General features: G+C 71.1%; 20 protein-coding genes and 3 pseudogenes. 15 read left to right on the top strand and 8 right to left on the bottom strand.

Annotation, left to right across the window (positions count from 1 at the left end; all coding sequences use genetic code 11):
• Positions 1 to 5: 5 nt before the first annotated feature.
• Positions 6 to 668: a DUF998 domain-containing protein gene (locus ACZ7G1_RS04590; protein WP_470875289.1), complete on the bottom strand. Its 663-nt coding sequence runs from the start codon at positions 666 to 668 to the stop codon at positions 6 to 8.
• A gap of 373 nt (positions 669 to 1,041) precedes the next feature.
• Between ACZ7G1_RS04590 and ACZ7G1_RS04585 the strand changes: the two genes are divergently transcribed.
• The 4 genes and pseudogenes from ACZ7G1_RS04585 to ACZ7G1_RS04570 all read left to right on the top strand — a co-directional run.
• Entirely contained in the window at positions 1,042 to 1,602 is a 561-nt protein-coding gene (locus tag ACZ7G1_RS04585; protein ID WP_470875291.1) for a hypothetical protein, read from the top strand.
• A 14-nt stretch (positions 1,603 to 1,616) separates the two neighbouring features.
• Positions 1,617 to 2,273, top strand: a complete 657-nt coding sequence (locus tag ACZ7G1_RS04580; protein WP_470875293.1) for a hypothetical protein — start codon at positions 1,617 to 1,619, stop codon at positions 2,271 to 2,273.
• Between the two features lie 80 nt (positions 2,274 to 2,353).
• Positions 2,354 to 2,827, top strand: a complete 474-nt coding sequence (locus ACZ7G1_RS04575; RefSeq protein WP_470875295.1) for a hemerythrin domain-containing protein — start codon at positions 2,354 to 2,356, stop codon at positions 2,825 to 2,827.
• A 247-nt stretch (positions 2,828 to 3,074) separates the two neighbouring features.
• Positions 3,075 to 5,231: pseudogene (locus tag ACZ7G1_RS04570) on the top strand (molybdopterin oxidoreductase family protein); the annotation flags it as partial.
• A gap of 300 nt (positions 5,232 to 5,531) precedes the next feature.
• On the opposite strand, the gene ACZ7G1_RS04565 reads toward ACZ7G1_RS04570, so the two are convergent.
• From ACZ7G1_RS04565 to ACZ7G1_RS04555, 3 genes are all read right to left on the bottom strand, one after another.
• A complete protein-coding gene (locus tag ACZ7G1_RS04565) occupies positions 5,532 to 6,086 on the bottom strand; it encodes a DUF6328 family protein (RefSeq protein ID WP_470875297.1) in 555 nt (184 codons plus the stop codon).
• 5 nt (positions 6,087 to 6,091) lie between these two features.
• Positions 6,092 to 6,457: an STAS domain-containing protein gene (locus ACZ7G1_RS04560; protein ID WP_470875298.1), complete on the bottom strand. Its 366-nt coding sequence runs from the start codon at positions 6,455 to 6,457 to the stop codon at positions 6,092 to 6,094.
• A 166-nt stretch (positions 6,458 to 6,623) separates the two neighbouring features.
• The gene (locus tag ACZ7G1_RS04555) at positions 6,624 to 6,941 is read right to left on the bottom strand and encodes a hypothetical protein (protein WP_470875300.1); all 318 of its coding nucleotides are present in this window, start codon (positions 6,939 to 6,941) and stop codon (positions 6,624 to 6,626) included.
• A 229-nt stretch (positions 6,942 to 7,170) separates the two neighbouring features.
• Between ACZ7G1_RS04555 and ACZ7G1_RS04550 the strand changes: the two genes are divergently transcribed.
• The 3 genes and pseudogenes from ACZ7G1_RS04550 to ACZ7G1_RS04540 all read left to right on the top strand — a co-directional run.
• A complete protein-coding gene (locus tag ACZ7G1_RS04550; RefSeq protein WP_470875302.1) occupies positions 7,171 to 7,518 on the top strand; it encodes a MarR family transcriptional regulator in 348 nt (115 codons plus the stop codon).
• An 86-nt stretch (positions 7,519 to 7,604) separates the two neighbouring features.
• Positions 7,605 to 8,789, top strand: a complete 1,185-nt coding sequence (locus ACZ7G1_RS04545) for an alcohol dehydrogenase catalytic domain-containing protein (protein ID WP_470875304.1) — start codon at positions 7,605 to 7,607, stop codon at positions 8,787 to 8,789.
• Between the two features lie 28 nt (positions 8,790 to 8,817).
• Positions 8,818 to 9,511 (top strand): annotated as a pseudogene (locus ACZ7G1_RS04540) (thiamine pyrophosphate-dependent enzyme); the annotation flags it as partial.
• Between the two features lie 135 nt (positions 9,512 to 9,646).
• On the opposite strand, the gene ACZ7G1_RS04535 reads toward ACZ7G1_RS04540, so the two are convergent.
• Positions 9,647 to 10,216, bottom strand: a complete 570-nt coding sequence (locus ACZ7G1_RS04535; protein WP_470875306.1) for a cysteine hydrolase family protein — start codon at positions 10,214 to 10,216, stop codon at positions 9,647 to 9,649.
• Positions 10,217 to 10,457: 241 nt separating this feature from the next.
• Here ACZ7G1_RS04535 and ACZ7G1_RS04530 point away from each other — a divergent pair, with 241 nt between their 5' ends.
• The 7 genes and pseudogenes from ACZ7G1_RS04530 to ACZ7G1_RS04500 all read left to right on the top strand — a co-directional run.
• Positions 10,458 to 11,060, top strand: a complete 603-nt coding sequence (locus tag ACZ7G1_RS04530) for a TetR/AcrR family transcriptional regulator (protein WP_470875308.1) — start codon at positions 10,458 to 10,460, stop codon at positions 11,058 to 11,060.
• Complete coding sequence (locus tag ACZ7G1_RS04525) at positions 11,057 to 12,868, top strand: alpha/beta fold hydrolase (protein ID WP_470875310.1); 1,812 nt, start codon at positions 11,057 to 11,059, stop codon at positions 12,866 to 12,868. Before ACZ7G1_RS04530 ends, ACZ7G1_RS04525 begins: the two co-directional genes overlap by 4 nt.
• Before the next feature lie 69 nt (positions 12,869 to 12,937).
• The gene (locus ACZ7G1_RS04520) at positions 12,938 to 13,366 is read left to right on the top strand and encodes a protein-tyrosine phosphatase family protein (protein WP_470875312.1); all 429 of its coding nucleotides are present in this window, start codon (positions 12,938 to 12,940) and stop codon (positions 13,364 to 13,366) included.
• A 211-nt stretch (positions 13,367 to 13,577) separates the two neighbouring features.
• Entirely contained in the window at positions 13,578 to 14,198 is a 621-nt protein-coding gene (locus ACZ7G1_RS04515) for a carbonic anhydrase (RefSeq protein ID WP_470875314.1), read from the top strand.
• Between the two features lie 91 nt (positions 14,199 to 14,289).
• A complete protein-coding gene (locus ACZ7G1_RS04510; RefSeq protein ID WP_470875315.1) occupies positions 14,290 to 14,934 on the top strand; it encodes an L-threonylcarbamoyladenylate synthase in 645 nt (214 codons plus the stop codon).
• A 156-nt stretch (positions 14,935 to 15,090) separates the two neighbouring features.
• The gene (locus ACZ7G1_RS04505; protein WP_470875317.1) at positions 15,091 to 15,465 is read left to right on the top strand and encodes a VOC family protein; all 375 of its coding nucleotides are present in this window, start codon (positions 15,091 to 15,093) and stop codon (positions 15,463 to 15,465) included.
• Between the two features lie 25 nt (positions 15,466 to 15,490).
• Positions 15,491 to 15,660: pseudogene (locus tag ACZ7G1_RS04500) on the top strand (IS110 family transposase); the annotation flags it as partial.
• Between the two features lie 81 nt (positions 15,661 to 15,741).
• Here the strand turns inward: ACZ7G1_RS04500 and ACZ7G1_RS04495 are convergent.
• Positions 15,742 to 15,978 (bottom strand): hypothetical protein, encoded by a 237-nt coding sequence (locus ACZ7G1_RS04495; RefSeq protein WP_470875319.1) that lies wholly within the window; start codon positions 15,976 to 15,978, stop codon positions 15,742 to 15,744.
• A gap of 69 nt (positions 15,979 to 16,047) precedes the next feature.
• Between ACZ7G1_RS04495 and ACZ7G1_RS04490 the strand changes: the two genes are divergently transcribed.
• Complete coding sequence (locus ACZ7G1_RS04490; RefSeq protein ID WP_470875321.1) at positions 16,048 to 16,179, top strand: hypothetical protein; 132 nt, start codon at positions 16,048 to 16,050, stop codon at positions 16,177 to 16,179.
• Positions 16,180 to 16,181: 2 nt separating this feature from the next.
• On the opposite strand, the gene ACZ7G1_RS04485 is transcribed toward ACZ7G1_RS04490, so the two are convergent.
• Both ACZ7G1_RS04485 and ACZ7G1_RS04480 read right to left on the bottom strand, forming a co-directional pair.
• A complete protein-coding gene (locus tag ACZ7G1_RS04485; RefSeq protein ID WP_470875322.1) occupies positions 16,182 to 16,478 on the bottom strand; it encodes a hypothetical protein in 297 nt (98 codons plus the stop codon).
• Positions 16,479 to 16,564: 86 nt separating this feature from the next.
• Positions 16,565 to 17,122: a hypothetical protein gene (locus ACZ7G1_RS04480; RefSeq protein WP_470875323.1), complete on the bottom strand. Its 558-nt coding sequence runs from the start codon at positions 17,120 to 17,122 to the stop codon at positions 16,565 to 16,567.
• Between the last annotated feature and the right edge of the window lie 117 nt (positions 17,123 to 17,239).

The following is a 17,239-nucleotide window of genomic DNA, read 5'->3' as shown; positions in this document are numbered from 1 at the left end:
ATCGATCATCCACGACGGCCCCTCCCCCGCTCGCCGCCAGGGCCCGCCACGACCAGAGCGAGCGCGACCCACCCCAAATCGGCGACAAGAACCAGACGTTCGACGAGCCCGACCAGCGTGGGGGCGCCGCCGAGACCCAGCGACGGACCGCCGTCCATCACATCGACGAGAAAGACCGCGAGCGCGGCCGTGACCGCCACCGAGCCGATGGTGAAGGCGTTCAGCGCCGTACGCAGGTCGGGCCGCCGGGCCGCGAGCGCCCCGCGCAGCAGAACCGCGGCAGCCGGCAGGGCGGCGAAGGCGAGGAAAGCGGCGTTCCCGTGAACGAGCTCGGACGGGGACGGACGACCCCACTGACCGGGCGGATCCGCCGGAAAGACCCCTGCCACCAGAATCCCGGCCGACCACACCACGATCGCGGCCCGCCCCGCCCTCCCCATCCCGGACCCCAGCCGCACCGCGAGCACTGCGGATGCCACGCCGACCGCGATCAGAGCCACCGGCAGCAACCAGCCGCCCGTGCCGTGCACATACCGACTGAGGGTCTCGGTCACGAGGTCGTAGCCCGGATTGACCATCTCCACCGCGACCATCGCCAGAGCCCCGATCCCTATCAGGCCGAGCGGGGCCCGTACTCCCGCCGCCGGGGCCGTACTCGTCGTCGCCATACCGTCCTCCTAGGTGTCGTTCCGGTGATCCAGAACCTACGGAGGGGGCAGGGGCGGCCGCGTCGTCCCGATGCCGACATCCGGACCTACCTCAGACGGTGTCGTCGTCCGGATCGGCTGCACCATTCGGTGTACGCGGCTGGGCCCGGCGATGGCTCACCGGGAGCGACAGCCGGGCAGCCGGGCCGTGGCAGGCGATGGGGTACGCAGGTCGTCGTCGTCCGCGAAGGAGGCACGGTGTCCACCACGCGTGCGGCCCCGAGGCCGGCGAGCAGGGACTCGTACCCGGACCCCGCTGTGGGAGGACCGTTTCGTCTCTCGTTCGACGGGCAGCCGCGGCAGCAGAGACCCGTCACAGCAAGGGGGCCGCACCATGTCCACAGGAACACTTCTGGCCATCATCATTCCGGTCGCGGTCGTGATCGTTCTGCTCGTGGTGGCATTCGTCCTGGACCGACGCCGACGCGAGCGGCTGCGGGAGCGGTTCGGCCCCGAGTACGACCGCACGGTCGACGAGGCGGGCGGCCGCCGGGTCGCCGAGCACGACCTCGACGAGCGCGAGAAGCGGCACGAAGCCCTGGACATCCAGCCGCTCGCCCCCGGGGCGAGGGACCGCTACGCACGCGAGTGGCGCGGGGTGCAGGAGCAGTTCGTCGACCGTCCCGAATCGGCGGTGCACGACGCGGACCGGCTGGTGACCGCCCTCATGCGCGAGCGCGGCTATCCCACGGAGGACTTCGACCAGCAGGCCCGGGACCTGTCCGTGGAGCACGGAGCCACCCTGGAGCACTACCGTGCGGCGCACGAAGTGGACCGGCTCGGCTCCGACCACTCGGCCACCACCGAGCAACTACGCGGCGCGATAATCCACTACCGCGTCCTCTTCGACGAGCTGCTCTCCAACGGAGACCGGCCCGACTCCGACCGGTCCTGAGAGGCAGGCTCGCCATGCACCACCAAGACACGTCCGAACCGGAGCCCGCGGCCACCCGCCGGACCACCGACGACATCGCCCACGCGACCGAGCACGAGCAGGGCTCCGACTCCAGCGGCGCACAGCGCGCCCAGGACCCCCAAGGCAGCGGCAGAGCGCCCCAGTACCCCGGTGAGGCCATCGGCACCCGCGAATCGGACCCGGCTGACCGGGATGTGGCCACGGAGAGCGCGAAGACCACGGACACTCCCCCTGAGCAGGCCGACGACGGCACCACCGCTCCTGCCAGCGCAGGTGATCGCTCGGGCGACGAGTCGCCACGGCTGATGGGTCCCGGGGACGAGGACTCGTTCCGGACACGCTGGCACGAGCTGCAGAGCCTGTTCGTGGACGACCCGCGCAGGGCCGTACAGGAGGCCGACACGCTCGTGGCGGACGTCATGCAGCAACTGGCCGCCACCTTCGCCGACCACCGCAAGTCCCTCGAAGCACAGTGGCGACAGGGCGAGGACGTCGACACCGAGAGTCTCCGCACGGCTCTGCGCCGGTACCGCTCTTTCTTCCACCGGCTGCTCAACACCAGCGTCGACCAAGAGACGCACGAAGGGCCGGGGTCGGGCAGGGGCGGCGCAGCCGAGCGCGAGCGCGAAGCTACGGGCTTGGATGGCTGAAACCTCGGGGAACGGGCAGTCGCCGGGGCGTGCCCTCGGCAGCCACTGCCGGACGGCAACTGAGCGAGGAGGAGTGCCTCATGGACGGCATCGTGTTGCTCCGCGAAGACCACAAGACGGTGGAGAAGCTGTTCAAGGAGTTCGAGCGTGCGGGAGAGGGCGCCCACCGGCGCAAGCGGGAGATCGCCGACGCCGTGATCCGCGAGCTCACCGCACACGCCTGGATCGAGGAGCAGGTGTTCTATCCCGCGGCGCGGGAGGCCGCTCCCGAAGCCAAGGACCACGTCCTGGAAAGCGTGGAGGAACACCACGCCGTGCTCTGGATGATGTCGGAGCTCGACGGCCTCGACCCGGAGGACGAGCGCTTCGACGCCAAGATGACGGTGCTCATGGAGAACGTCAGGCACCACGTCGAGGAAGAAGAAAACGACTGGTTTCCCGACGTCCGCAAGGCCATGGGCCGCAACCGTCTCGTCGCGCTCGGCGAGCGGATGGCCGAAGAGCGGAAGAACGCACCGGAGAGCCCGCTCGCGGTGCCGAGCGCGGAGTCGTGAGTACGCGGCGCGTACTGCAGGACACCGACGCCTCGTCGCCGCCCGGTGCCGGCACCGGCACCGGGTCGGCGGCGCCCTCGCCCGACCGGCGCATGAACCCGCCCCGCCGGGGCACCCGCGAAACGTAGCGGCACCCACGAAACGCAGGGCCCTCCGCGAAACGCGGACGCATTCGCGACACAGTCTCCCTTGAAGCCGCCGCCCGCCCTGGTCCCCGCAGCCGGGCGGCGGCAGGAGAGGGGCGTGCTTGCACTCGGACGGCGATGCCATGGACATCGCGCCGTGAAGGACGGGGTCATGGTCGGTGTACGGGGAAGGGGCGTCGACCGTGTCAACCGTGGCCGGCTCGGGCCGAAGGACGCCTTCGCTTGGCAGGCCAACGGCGCGGCCGACCGGCTGCGCCGTCCGTTGGTGCGCGAGGGCGGGCGGCTTGTCGAGACGGACTGGGACCGGGCGATCACGCGAACGCCATCGCCCTGTTCGGGCACAACCTGGCGGAGTCCCAGCCGGTGCAGTGGATGCGGCTGCTCGACCGGCTGGAGGGCGCCACCCCGCCCCGGCTGGTCTGCGTCGACCCTCGGCCCACTCCGGTGGCCCGCCGGGCTGCCGTTCATCTGGCCCCGCGGGTCGGCACCAACGTGGCCCTGCTGAACGCCCTTCTCCACGAGGTCGTTCGCGACGGGCACATCGACCGCCCGTACATCGAGGAGCACACGGTCGGCTACGACGCACTGGAACGGGCCGTCGCGCCCTGCACGCCCGAGTGGGCCGCGGCTCTGTGTGACGTGCCGGCGTCCCGGATCCGCGAGGCGGCCGAGCTGCTCGGCACGGCCGACCTGCTGCTGTCCACGGTGCTCCAGGGTGTCTACCAGTCGCACCAGGCCACCGCCGCGGCCGTCCAGGTCGACAACCTGCACCTGATACGTGGCATGCTCGGCCGCCCCGGTGCGGGCGTGCTCCAGATGAACGGGCAGCCCACCGCCCAGAACACCCGTGAGTGCGGGGCCGACGGCGACCTGCCGGGCTTCCGCAACTGGGCCAACCCGGAGCACATCGCCGACCTGGCCAGGGTGTGGAACGTCGAGCCCGACGTCATCCCCCACCACGCACCGCCGACCCACGCCATGCAGATGTTCCGGTACGCGGAGCGGGGTTCCCTCCGGATGCTGTGGATCAGCGGCACCAACCCGGCCGTCTCCCTCCCCGAGCTCTCCCGGGTCCGCGACGTCCTGGCCCGCGACGGGCTGTTCGTCGTCGTCCAGGACCTGTTCCTCACCGAGACCGCCCGGTTCGCCGACGTCGTACTGCCGGCCGCCACCTGGGGCGAGAAGACCGGCACCTTCACCAACGCCGATCGCACCGTGCATCTCTCCGAGCGGGCCGTCGAGCCACCCGGGAACGCCCGGCCCGACCTCGACATCTTCCTCGACTACGCCCACCGCATGGACTGCCGCGACAAGGACGGCGGCCCGTGGTCACCTGGCACGCCCCGGAGACCGCCTTCGAGGCGTGGCAACGGTGCAGTGCCGGCCGCCCCTGCGACTACACCGGCCTGTCGTACGACCGGCTCCGCGGCGGCAGCGGCGTCCAGTGGCCGTGCACGGACGCGGACCCGGCGGGGCAGCCGCGCCTCTACACCGACGGCTTCGCCTGGGCACACCCGGACGCCTGCGAGTCGTACGGCAAGGACCTCGTCACCGGTTCACCGGCGACGGCCGCCGAGTACCGGGAACTGAACCCGGAGGGCAAGGCCGTGATCCGGGCTGCGGAGTACCTGCCGCCGCATGAGGACTGCGGGGAGGAGTTTCCCTTCCAGCTGACGACCGGGCGCACCCTCTACCACTTCCACACCCGCACCAAGACAGGCCGCACGCCCCAACTGGCCGCCGCGGCGCCAGAGGTGTGGGTGGAGATCTCCGTCGCCGACGCGGCCCGCCACGGCCTCGAAGAGGGCGATCTGGTCGAGGTCGCGAGTCCCCGCGGCTCCCTCCGCGGACGCCTGCGCGTCACGGACATCCGGCGCGGCCTGTTGTTCGTCCCCTTCCATTACGGCTACTGGGACACCCCCGGCGGCTCGAAGCCCGCCGACGGCACGCCCGGGCGGGCGGCGAACGAGACCACGGTCACCGACTGGGACCCCGTCTCCAAGCAGCCGCTCTTCAAGACGGCCGCCGCACGCCTCACACTCGTGGAGCGCGGCGACGGGAAGCCCTCCCCCGCCCCCACCACCACGGCTTCCGCCCCGGCCCGGCCAGGAGCCGTCCCGGCGACCGCGGGCGGCCGGGCGGCTTACGTAGAGGAGCCGTTCGCGTCCGAGGGATCGTTCGAGTCCGAGGAGCCGTGCGAAGCGGGCGCTGGACCGCACGGGGCCGGAGAACCCTACGAAGCGGAGGCTGGACCGTGAACGGCATCGCCGCGGTCCTCCGCGCCCTGCGCCAGGGCTAGCGCGCCCTGACCGCCGAGCTCCTCGCGCTGGCCCGCCACCACCGGCAGGAGACCGAGATCGCGCACGTGGCGACGGACATCGCGCGCTGGTCGGCCGAGCACGACCGCCTCCTGGAGGAGACACTCCGCCCCTATGGCCCCACGGACGCCGCCCGGCCCTCGGCTGGGCCGAGACCATGGTCAAGAACCTGTCGGCGCAGATCCTGACCGTTCCCCGATCCTGACCTGCCACGGACATCGGCGCCCGATCCCGACCTCGTCACTGACCGCGAAGCGTGTCCACGCGCTCGCGCGGGTCGACGTTCACGGCCCCGCACACCGTCGTGGGTCGGGAGGAGGCCGCCCGGCGCAGGACCACGGCGGGAAGCAGCCAGCAGACGGCGAACCAGATGAGCAGGACGGCGTCGATGGCCAGGGCGATCGTGGGGCTGACGACCGCGCGCAGGACGACGAGGAGGGCGAGGGCGATGGTGCCGAGGAAGAGGACGAGGCCCGCGGAGGTCAGTCGTGAGGCCCAGACGACGGCCTCGGGCTTCACGCCGAGGCCGGTGACGAGCCGGTGCAGGCACACGGGGGCGGTCAGCGTGCCGGTCGCCGCGGCCCCCAGGACGACGCAGCCGACGTAGAGGAGTCGGTCGGTCTGTCCCAACCGGTCGAAGGCCGGCGCGAAAGCGGCCGCGAGCAGAAAGGCGAGGAGCAATTGGACGCCGGTGAAGGCGACCCGTACCTCGTGGAGCAGTTCGCCCCACAATCGGTCGGCCCGTTCGTCGCAGGTCTCCTGCCTTTCTCCGACGTGCGCGCCCCTGGCGATCACCGGAGTCACCTCTGCTCGGCCGGGACGAGGTCGAAGAGCTCGACAGAACCCGTGATTTCGAGCAGCCGCATCATCTGGTGACTGGGAGCCGCGAGGGCCATGCGGCTTCCCGATTCCAGCGCCAGTTCCCTGGCGGCCAGCAACAGATTGAGACCCGTCGAGTCGCAGAACGACGAGTTCTGCAGGTCGACGACGATGTAGGCGCCGCGTGGTGCCAGGGCGACACCCTCAAGAAGCAGCGACCGCACCTCAGCCGAATGGTCCAAGTCCAGGTCACCGCTCAGCCACACGACGTACGGGCGCGGAGCGCGGTCTTCGGTTTCGGGGTGTGCGGACGCCGACCAGGACGGACCCTCCTTGCCGGATGCCATGAGACACCTCCTGCTCACGACGGCGACTGCCCTCGCTTCGAGATCCCATGCGGGCCCTTGCGCGTGCCGCTGCTGCGGGGGGGGGTGACGGCTCGGAGGATCACTACGCAGCAGCGGCACGGAGGATCGCCACGGAAGAGCGCCACGGAGGAGCGACACGAAGAGTTCAGCTCCCCCGCGCCCGGGTGAGTGCGGGGTGGCGTCCCGTCCATAGGGCGGCCTTCTCCACCTGGTCGGAGGTGAGGCAGGATTCGCGTTCCAGATCGGCGAGATCGATGCCGCGGGGGTATCGCGAGCGGACGCGGATCAGGCGTTCCGCCCACAGTTCCGCCTCGACGAAGGGCCGCGCGCGCAAGGCCGATACCACGGCCCGCAAATGTGCGTCACCGCAGGCCATCACAGGACGCCAACCGTCCTGCCACCGGTCACGAGGGGCGAGATAGGAGGAGTCCGGCACGTGCGCGCGCCACGAGTTCTCCGCCACCGGTTCTCCGCAATAGGCGCAGCGGCTACCGGAGCCGGTTCCGGTTCTGGCTCCCTCGGAGGGTGCCACCGATCCAGGAATCATGAGGCCGCCTCTCCTGCGATACCGGCGGGCCGAAAGTATCTGATCGATTCCGACCCTTAATAAAGAGTACGTCGGCCATTACACGAAATCACCTTCGGGAATTTCCAAGCCCCTGCTCCTTCTCGTCAGGAGGCATAGTGGATTCATGGGAGAAAACTCCGGCAGCCATGGATCCGACTGGACGTTCCTGACGAACCACGCCCGTGTCCTGCTGGCCATCGCCCGTGACCCCGGCGTCCGGCTCCGTGATGTGGCGACCGTGTGCCGGCTGACGGAGCGGACGGTCCAGGCGATCGTCTCGGACCTCGATGACGCCGGATACCTCACGCGGAGCCGCGCGGAGGACGCGCGCCGGAACCGCTACACGATCGCTTCCGATTCCCAGTTCCGTCATCCCGCGGAGGCCGGCCACGAGATCGCCGGCCTCCTGCGGCTCCTCGTCGAGCCTCAGGCGGAGGCGGATCGCTCGGCTCCCGAGCGGACGCGGACCTGAGATCGGTCGACGCGCGCGAGTAGGTGGTCGGGGCCGGGGCAGGCGCCTGTTGTTCCTTTCCCGCTCCAGCCCCGGGAGGCAGACTCATGCGCGCGCTGACGTGGCAGGGCACGCGGAACGTTCGCGTGGAATCCGTACCCGACCCCCGGGTCGAACAGCCCACCGACATCGTGGTGAAGGTGACCTCCACCGGGATCTGCGGCTCCGACCTGCACCTCTACACGGTGATGGGGGCCTTCATCGACCCCGGCGACATCCTGGGGCACGAGGCGATGGGCTTCGTGGAGGAGGTCGGTCCCGAGGTCACCGCCCTCCGCTCGGGCGACCGGGTCGTCGTGCCGTTCAACATCTCCTGCGGACGCTGCTTCATGTGCGATCAGGGGCTGCAGTCCCAGTGCGAGACCACCCAGGTCCGTGAGTACGGCATGGGCGCGGCTCTCTTCGGCTACACCAAGCTGTACGGCCAGGTGCCCGGCGGCCAGGCCGAGTTCCTGCGGGTGCCGTTCGGCGACACGCTGCCCGTCAAGGTCCCCAAGGGCCCGCCCGACGAGCGGTACGTGTACCTCTCCGACGTCCTGCCCACGGCCTGGCAGGCGGTGGAGTACGCCGACATCCCACCGGGCGGCTCCGTCACCGTCCTCGGTCTGGGGCCCATCGGCCAGATGGCCGCGCGCATCGCGCTGCACCGTGGCGCCGGCCTGGTGGTGGGCATCGATCCGGTGGCGGTCCGGCGTGAGGCTGCCCGGGCACACGGCGTCCACAGCATCGATCCGGAAGAGCACGGGAAGAACCTCGCCGACGCCGTCCGGGGACTGACCGACGGTCGCGGCACGGACTCCGTCATCGACGCCGTGGGCATGGAGGCACACGGCACGCGGATCGCGGCGGCGGCGCAACGAGCGACGTCCCTGCTCCCCGACACGCTGGCCCGGCCACTGATGGAACACGCGGGCATCGACCGGCTCGCCGCCCTGCACGCCGCGATCGACATCGTCCGCCGGGGCGGCACCGTATCCGTCTCCGGTGTCTACGGAGGCGCGATCGACCCGATGCCTCTGCTCACCATGTTCGACAAGCAGATCCAACTCCGCATGGGCCAGGCCAACGTCCGCTCCTGGGTCGACGACATCCTCCCGCTCCTCGACGACGCGGACGCCCTCGGCGTGGAGGGCTTCGCCACCCACACGATGCCCCTCGAAGAGGCACCCCGCGCCTACGCGATGTTCCAGGCCAAGGAGGACGGCATGATCAAGACCCTGCTCAAGCCCTGAACGCCGGAACGCGGAGCCACGGCCCTGACGCCGCCTGCTTCCTCTGCTCCCGCGCAAGGACGACCGCGGGTGGCAGCGGACCGTGACCGCCGGAGTACGCCGCTGGAAGACGGTCATGGACCGCCGCGCCGCCCTCTCGGCGGACCCCGTCGACCCCGAGTACGTGGCTCACGCGCTCGACCCGCTGCTGCCGGACGATCGGCGCCAAGTCCGCCCACCCGGACCGCCCCGCGATCGCTCTCGTCGGCGACGGCGCCATGCAGATGAACGGCATGGCGGAACTGGTCACCGTCGCCAAATACGCCGGCGAATGGGCCGACCCCCGGCTCGTCGTCGCCGTCTGGAACAACCAGGACCTCAACCAAGTCAGCTGGGAGCTGCGGGCCTTGGCGGGGACGCCGCCCTTCGCGTCCTCCCAGGCCCTGCCCGACGTCCCCTACGCCGCCTTCGCCCGCTCCCTCGGCATGGACGGCCTCCGCGTCACCGACCCCGCCGACGTCGAGGACGCCTGGCGGCAGGCCCTCGCGGCTGACGGCCCCACCGTCCTGGACTTCCGCACCGACCCCGCCGTCCCTCCCCTCCCTCCCCACGCCACCTGGGACCAGATCGAGGCCACCCTCGCCTTCCTCGCCCGCGGCGACGGCCGCCGCGGCCACGTGGTCCTCCAGGGCCTCAAGGCCAAGGCACAGGAACTGTTGCCGCATCGGCCCGGCGGACGGTGACGTCCGAACCGCCGGCCCGCCTGCCCGCCTGCCCGCCTAGCCAAGGGGCGATGACGGCTCTGCCTCGGGTCCGCCGGCCCAAGCCCCGTGACAACTCTGCCTCGGGTCCGGCCGGCACCGTAGCGCCCGCCCGTGTCAGTTCGAGGACGCGTCGGCGAAGGAGACCTCGCCGCTCGCACACAGCTCCGCCGCCATGTTGCGTTCCATCATCCGCAGGGCCGCCTCCGCGAGCTCGGCATCGATGTGGGCCACCGCGTCGACCGCGACGACGACGTCGATGTGCCGGATGTGGGCGTCCAGGGCCGAGTACAGGACGCACTGCTCGGTCACCTGCCCGCACAGCACCACCCGCCGCACGCCGAGCTGCGCCAGCAGGTACGCGAGGGGCGTCTCGAAGAAGACGGAGTGCCGCGCCTTGACGACGAAGAGCGCCTCCTCGTCCGGCGCGATCGGCTCGACCAGGTCGGAGTGGCGGCCCGCGAGGGCGGCCTCGAGAAGCTCCCCGTGATGCGAACGCCATCGCCCGAAGTTGTCGTTCACATAGACCACCGGCGCGTGTGCCTCCCGCGCCCGCTCAAGAAGCGTCCCCACGCCCGGAAGGACCTCGCGCACGGACCGCACCAACACCTCGGCATCCTCATGCTCATAGGTGTTCAGCATGTCGATCACGATGAGCGCGGTCTCGTCCGCTCCGTCACGCCGCATCACGCCGGGCATCTGCCCACGTCACGCTGTACCAATCGCGGCAGCGAAGGCGCCGCCACCTGCCGGGCCCGACTCGACCACAGGGCATGGCCGTCGCCACCTGGGGCAGGCGCTATACGTCACAAATCCGGTGTGTGGAGCATCATCCGAGGCGAGGACTAGGCGCGACCCTCGACGGTCCCGCTCCCTGCCGAAGAGTCCGAGGTCTTGAAAAATCTATAGACCGGTCTATTCTTCGGTCATGGTTGGAGCCAAGGGAACCAAGGGGATCGAGACCAGCTCACGGCTGGCGGAGTCGATGCTGGAGTTGATCCAGCGCCACGGATACAGCGGTACGGGGCTGAACGCGGTGGTGGAGCACGCGGGGGCGCCGAAGGGGTCGCTGTACTTCCACTTTCCGCAGGGGAAGGAGGCGCTGGGAGAGAAGGCCGTCGAGCTGGCGGCCGCGCGGTTCGGGGCCCTCGTGGCGGACTCGGCGGGCGGGCCGGCCGGAATGGGGGCGGTGCTCGGGCGGGTGATCGACGAGCTGGCCGCGATGCTGGAGGGCAGTGACTTCCAGCTCGGATGCCCGGTGTCGGTGGTGACGTTGGAGATGGGCGCGCAGAGCGAACGGCTGCGCGGTGCCTGCGCCGACGCCTTCGAGTCGTGGATCGCGCCGGTGAGCGCGCTGCTCGTCGCGGGGGGCCGGGAGCGCACCGTCGCCCGCGCCCTGGCCACAGCGGTGGTCAGCATGGTGGAGGGGGCCGTGATCGTCTCGCGGGCCCAGCGGTCCACCGAGCCGCTGCACTGCGCGGCTCAGGCCATCGCCGTACTGGTGGCGGACGGTACGGAGGCGAAGGCATGAGCTCGGAACAGCGGCATGCGTTGGTGCTGGGTGCCAGCGGCTTCATCGGGCGGCACGTGGTGCTGGCCCTCGGGCAGGCCGGCGTGCGGGTGAGCGCGGCCGGCCGGAGCCGTGAGTCGTACGAGCGGCTGGCCGCGTGGTTGGCGGGGCGGGGGTACGGCCAGGGGGTGGCCGATCTGCGGGTGGACTTCGACTCGGCATCGCTGATCGAGGGCGGCTGCGATGACGTCACCGAGATCTACAACTGCGCCGGCGCCTTCAGGTTCGGAATGTCCGTGGACGAGGCGCGTCACGCCAATGTCGACGGCGTACGCGCGGTCGTGGAGTTCGCGGCACGGCTGCCCCACCTGCGCCGCCTGGTGCAGATCTCCGGCTATCGCGTGGGAGGGAAGGACTCGACCCCGTGGAGCGAGGAACAGCGGCGTGAGACCTACCGCTCCCTGGGCGCGTACGAGGCCTCGCGCGTCGAGGCGGACGCCGTCTTCCGGGAGCTCGCAACGGAGTCGGGCGTCCCGTGGACCATCGTGAACCCGGCGACCGTCATCGGGGACAGCGCCACCGGGGAGTCCGACCAGTACCTCGGCCTCGCCTCCACTGTGAAGGACCTCTGGAACGGGGCCCTGCCCGCGCTCCCCGGCAGCGGGAAGACGTTCGTCCCGGTCGTCGCGGCCGACTACCTCGCCCGGTTCATGACGCTGCTGCCGACGGACCCGACCACCGAGCGGAGCGCGTACTGGCTCCTCGACGACGACACGCCCGCCCTGCCCGACCTGCTCACCATGCTGGCCGAGCAGTACGGCACCAAAGCGCCACGGGCGCGGATCCCCGTGTCGGTGCTCACGCGGCTCCCCCACCGGCTCACCCGGACCGACCCCGAGACCCTCACGTTCCTGTCGACGGACCGCTACCCGACCGCCTCAGCACATGCCTTCGCAGCCCGGCACGGCCTGACCATGCCGGACACGGTCACGACGATCCGCCGCTGGGGTGAACACCTGGCGGCCCATCGCTTCGGCGACGCCCCGGCGGGCGGGAGGCGGTTCACCACGGTGGCTGGACTGCGGACGTTCGAAGTCGGTGAGGCGGGGGCGCCCACCGTCGTGTTCCCCGGTCTGCCCGTCAACGCCGATACCTGGGCCCCGGCCGTCACCGCCGTCGGGAACGCCCGTGCCGTCGACCTCCCGGGCCTCGGACTGAGCCCCGGCTCCCCGGACGACTGGGCCACGTGGTCGACCACTCTGCTGGCCGAGACCGGCGCCCGTCACCTGGTGGGCCACTCGATCGGCGCCGCTGCCGCCCTCGAAGCCGCGACCGCCCACCCGCACCTGGTGGACCAGCTCACCCTCGTATCGCCCTTCTTCCTCCAGCCACCCCCGCCCCGCGCCGCCGCATGGGCGCCCCTCACGCGCCGGCTCCTACGCCGGATCGGTCCGACCGCGCTGGCCAAGCGCCTCACCGGCAACGCAGCCCACGCGGCCGCGCTCTCCCCTGCCGTCGCGGACCTTCGCCGCGGCACCGTCGCCGCCACCACCGCCCGGCTCCTGTCCGGTGCCGCGAGTCCGACGTGGCGCGCGGACCTGCAAACCAAACTCCGGGAGTCCCCCGGACGCGTCCACATCGTCGTCGGCTCCGACGACGCGCTGAGTCCTGACGGACAGGTCCTGCTCGCCGACCTCCCCCACGTCACGGTGACGGTGGTCGACGGGGCCGGCCATCACCCGCAGCTGACTCACCCGCGGGAAGTCGCGCTGGCCATCGGGGCCGGACAGCCCGCCGCAGCGGCGACTGCACGCCGGCGCACTCACTAAGCGGGGGCGTCCTGCGCCGGCAGCCGCGAAGGCCCCTGACCACCACCCCGACCGGGCTAAGGTCACACCGTGACTGCCGCATGGGAACCCACAAGGGCGGGCGTGTTCCGACTGCCCTCCGGGCGGCTCGTCCGGGGACGGGGACTGAGGAAACCGCTCCCGGAGGGCCCCCAGCCGACCTTCGCGCTCTATCTGCTGGGCCATCGGCCGCCGCCGGTCGACTGGGACAGTCGCTGGATCCGCTGGCCCGACTTCTGGCTGCCGTCCGACCGCCCGGCGGCAGCGGCCGCGCTGCGGGAGGCGTGGGAACGTGCCGCCGGGGAGCGTGTCGAGGTCGCCTGCGCCGGCGGGCAGGGGCGTACCGGCACCGCACTGGCGTGCCTCGCCGTGCTCGACGGCGTACCCGGCGACCAGGCCGTCGCCTACGTCCGCGAGCACTACGCTCCGCGTGCGGTCGAGACGCCCTGGCAACGCCGATTCGTCACCCGCTTCCGGTAGCCGCTTGACCCGGCAGCGGCGAGCGGCGCCCGGCCGGCGGATGCCACACCAAGCCGGCTACGACTGCACATCCCACGCCCCTGTACACCACCGACGCACCGGGCCACCCGTCACCGCCGCGCCTCTCACCTCCCGCATCTGAGGCCCTCCCCACACCGGTTCTCCAGGACCGGGCTGAGCTGAGCCGAGAATGGCTCGTTACAGTGGCCGAATGCCTCGTACTTCTCCCTCGGTCGCACTCGACGCCATGCTCGACGGAAACCGGCGATTCGTCGCCGGAACGCCCGAGCACCCCAATCAGGACGCCGCGCGCCGCACGCAGCTCGCACCCGGACAGGAGCCGTTCGCGGTCATCCTGGGGTGCTCCGACTCGCGCCTCGCCGCGGAGATCATCTTCGACCAGGGACTCGGTGACCTGTTCGTCGTACGGACCGCCGGTCATGTACTCGGGGCCGAGGTACTGGGCAGCGTCGAGTACGCCACGAGCGTGCTCGGCTGCCGGCTCGTCGTCGTCCTGGGACACGACTCCTGCGGCGCCGTCGCCGCGGCCCGCGCCGCCGTGGAGAACGGCCTCCCCGCGGCCGGTTTCGTCCGGGACGTGGTGGAGCGCGTGACGCCGAGCGTCCTGGCGGCCCGCGCGGCCGGTCTCACGGAGGACAGCGACATCATCGACGAGCACATAAGGCACACCGCGCAGCTGCTCATGGACCGCTCCCGCGTCCTGGCCGAGCAGGTGCAGACGGGCGAGGTCGCCGTCGTCGGCCTGGCCTACCAGCTCGCCGAGGGCAGTGCCCGGCTGGTGACTTCGCACGGCGTGGTGGGTGCGGAGTGAGCTGGGTGACTGGGGTGAGTGGGGTGAGTGGGATGACCCAAGTGAGTGGGGTGACCCGGGTGAGTGGGGTCGACGAAGAGAGGACAGCCCTGTGACGCAGCGCTTCGACTGCTCCGACGCGTCGGCTCGCGCGGCCGGCATCGAGGCCGCGGTCGCGGCCGTCAAGGGGGGCCGACTCGTCGTCCTCCCGACCGACACCGTCTACGGCGTCGGCGCCGATGCCTTCGATCCACGGGCCGTCGCCGGTCTCCTTGCCGCGAAGGGACGGGGCCGACACAAGCCCTCCCCCGTACTCGTCGGCTCGAAGGACGCCCTCGGCGACCTTGTCGCGGACCTGCCGGAGGTGGCCGAGCGCCTGATCGAGGCGTACTGGCCGGGCGCCCTGACCCTCGTACTCCGCCACCGCCCCACGCTCTCCTGGGACCTCGGCGAGACCGGCGGAACCGTGGCCGTACGCATGCCCGACCACCCCCTCACACTCGACCTGCTCGCCGCCGCCGGCCCCATGGCGGTCTCCAGCGCCAACCTCACCGACCAGCCCTCACCGGAGGACTGCGACTCGGCCCTCCGCATGCTCGGTGACTCCGTCTCTGTGTACCTCGACGGCGGCCCGACCGCCGGCCCCCTGTCCTCGTCGATCGTCGACCTGACCGGCGAAACGCCGCGTCTCGTAAGGGAAGGCGTCCTCTCCGCCACGGAGCTGAGGACGGTCGTACCCGGTCTGATCACGCCCTGATCAGGCCTTGATGCCACCGGTCCGCCACACACTCTGATCACACCCGTCCCATACGGCCCCGAACGCGCTCCGGCCTTTACGGCCGGCAGCGCAACCGATGAGTTCATGGCCACCGGCAGGTCTACCCAGGACACGGCCGTTCCCGATTGGAGTGCCATGTCCACCATCCAGCCAGTGATCGTCACCAGCCGCCATGACGTCCTGCTCGACTTCTACACGAAGCTGTTCGGCGCCGAGCAGACCTTCCGGATTCCCGAGCAGGGCCCGGCCTTCTACGTGGGGCTGCGCATCGGTGACACCGACCTCGGTCTGGTGGCGAAGACCGACGGACAGGCCGACGACGCGGCCGCTCCACGCATCCTCCTCAGCATCACCGTCGACGACGTCGACGAGACCCTCCTCCGGGTATCGACCCTGGGCGGCGAGGTACGCGGCGGCCCCACGGACATGCAATGGGGCCAGCGCGTCGCCCACATCTCTGACCCCGACGGCAACCCGCTCAACCTCACCCAGCCGATCGGGGCCCGGTGAGGCCGTTCCGTCCCTCAGGTCACCGGTGCGGCCGACGACGCCGAGGATGGCCGAGGGCTGGTCGAGGGCATTTCTGCCGCGTCGGAAGAGCAGACCGTGACGGTCCCAGGGACCGAGGCGGCCTCGCTGATCGTTCCGAACCTGGCCCGCTCGCTTTCGGCCGTGCTTGAGCAGCGCAGGCTGCTGGCCGGGCGGTCGAGGAGCCCGACCCGCGGGTCGCCGGGCTTCTACGAACCCCAGCCCGCAGGGGTCCCGGTGACGGTTCAGACTCGCCGGTCAGTCCTCCGCCGGCCGAAGCCGTCGGCGAGCTGCCTCAAGCCGCTGGTCATAGTCCGGCGCGAACAGCGCAGGGAGTGACTTGTCCAGCGTCCCGGCGATGCGATGGATCGGCGCCCAGACCGCCGGGTCGTCGACAACCCGACTCAGGTCCGTCATCTGCAGCTTCTCCAGCCAGTCCGACAACACCAGTGCCTCGTCACTCGTGAGCTTGATCGTGACCTGGCTGTCGCCCATGCACGTTCCTACGGCTCGGCCCTCCTCCCGGCCGAGGGCGCCTGCTTCGGCGCCGTCTCATGCGTCCTGATGGGCCAGCAGACACGGCACTGGATCGCCGCCGCCACCGTGGCACTGATCGCGACCGCCCTTCCGCTGGCCGTCCGCCTGCGGCAGCAGCGCACACAGCGTGCCCGACTCGCCGCGGGGGCGCCGAGCTAGCGTCAGGTGCGCCTGTATCTGGCCGCCATCGTGTGGAAGACCTTCTTCGGTTCCCAGCGTGTCTCGTCGAGGACCCGCACTACGCCGTAGGAGCCGAGGTCGTGTTCGCCGGGTCTGCTGTAGCCGGCGAAGGTGAACCAGAGCGCGGTGTCGACGCCTTCCTCCTCGAAGACGTCGAGCAATTCGGTGAGGTAGCGCGCCTGTTCGTCCTGGTCCGGGACCGCGCCGGGTGGTACCTGCCAGGCCATTCCGCCGCGGGTGCCGGCGCCCTGGTAGGCGCAGGTTCCGTACTCGGTCACCGCGACCGGCTTGCCGTGGGCGAGGTGGGCACGGAGCTCGTCTCGGAAGGTGTGGGCGTTGTAGGCGGCCCGGTACGCGTCGATGCCTACGTAGTCGAACGGGGCCCAGTCGACGGATTCCCAGGGGCCGAGGCGTAGGTGACGGGGCCGTTGAAGTGGGTGCGGACGGTCGCGGCGGCTTGGGAGAGGAAGTCGTTGAGACGGTCCTGTACGGGGCCGAGGGAGGACCACCACTCCATGTCGGCGGCCGCCAGGGCCCCGAGGCGGTGGCCGTAGGTGTCGCCCGGGAGGAAGCCTCCGCAGAACGCGCTGATCTCACAGCCAGCGACGAACACGACATTGGCGCCCGCTTGCCGCACGGCTTCGGCGCGAGCGGCGCAGTCGGCGAAGAACGGAAGCAGCCGGTCGCGGGGCAGGTCCACGGGAAAGGGCGCGAACCAGACCTCAAGTCCCGCCTCCGCGGCGTACCTGGCGGCGATGCTCAACCGTTCGGGCTCGCGCCCGGAGACTCGGACGGCGTCGCAGTGGAGCTCGCCGGAGATCACCGCCATGTCGTGCCGGACCGTCTCAGGGGTGAAGGCCTTGCGGGAGAGTTCGGCTCCCGGGAGAAACCCGGTGTCGTAGTTGATGCCCCGTGCGCGCACGTCCGTGTCCCTTCGGTTGGCCGCCGCGGTCCGCCAGCGGGGCAACACCGTGCCACCTTTCAGGTGTCAAGTCTCTCCTTCCCCCTCCCCCTGTCCCCCTGTACCGCCATCGCTGTC

It is taken from the genome of Streptomyces sp. NPDC037273, assembly GCF_055603625.1.
This window is presented reverse-complemented; position numbering and strand designations above follow the sequence as displayed.

What these genes read in the sequence shown, in the direction of transcription:
- ACZ7G1_RS04590 (WP_470875289.1), bottom strand. Translation starts at nt 668, where the DNA reads ATGGCGACGACGAGTACGGCCCCGGCGGCGGGAGTACGGGCCCCGCTC.
- ACZ7G1_RS04585 (WP_470875291.1), top strand. Translation starts at nt 1,042, where the DNA reads ATGTCCACAGGAACACTTCTGGCCATCATCATTCCGGTCGCGGTCGTG.
- ACZ7G1_RS04580 (WP_470875293.1), top strand. Translation starts at nt 1,617, where the DNA reads ATGCACCACCAAGACACGTCCGAACCGGAGCCCGCGGCCACCCGCCGG.
- ACZ7G1_RS04575 (WP_470875295.1), top strand. Translation starts at nt 2,354, where the DNA reads ATGGACGGCATCGTGTTGCTCCGCGAAGACCACAAGACGGTGGAGAAG.
- ACZ7G1_RS04560 (WP_470875298.1), bottom strand. Translation starts at nt 6,457, where the DNA reads ATGGCATCCGGCAAGGAGGGTCCGTCCTGGTCGGCGTCCGCACACCCC.
- ACZ7G1_RS04550 (WP_470875302.1), top strand. Translation starts at nt 7,171, where the DNA reads ATGGGAGAAAACTCCGGCAGCCATGGATCCGACTGGACGTTCCTGACG.
- ACZ7G1_RS04545 (WP_470875304.1), top strand. Translation starts at nt 7,605, where the DNA reads ATGCGCGCGCTGACGTGGCAGGGCACGCGGAACGTTCGCGTGGAATCC.
- ACZ7G1_RS04535 (WP_470875306.1), bottom strand. Translation starts at nt 10,216, where the DNA reads ATGCGGCGTGACGGAGCGGACGAGACCGCGCTCATCGTGATCGACATG.
- ACZ7G1_RS04530 (WP_470875308.1), top strand. Translation starts at nt 10,458, where the DNA reads ATGGTTGGAGCCAAGGGAACCAAGGGGATCGAGACCAGCTCACGGCTG.
- ACZ7G1_RS04525 (WP_470875310.1), top strand. Translation starts at nt 11,057, where the DNA reads ATGAGCTCGGAACAGCGGCATGCGTTGGTGCTGGGTGCCAGCGGCTTC.
- ACZ7G1_RS04515 (WP_470875314.1), top strand. Translation starts at nt 13,578, where the DNA reads ATGCCTCGTACTTCTCCCTCGGTCGCACTCGACGCCATGCTCGACGGA.
- ACZ7G1_RS04505 (WP_470875317.1), top strand. Translation starts at nt 15,091, where the DNA reads ATGTCCACCATCCAGCCAGTGATCGTCACCAGCCGCCATGACGTCCTG.
- ACZ7G1_RS04495 (WP_470875319.1), bottom strand. Translation starts at nt 15,978, where the DNA reads ATGGGCGACAGCCAGGTCACGATCAAGCTCACGAGTGACGAGGCACTG.
- ACZ7G1_RS04490 (WP_470875321.1), top strand. Translation starts at nt 16,048, where the DNA reads ATGGGCCAGCAGACACGGCACTGGATCGCCGCCGCCACCGTGGCACTG.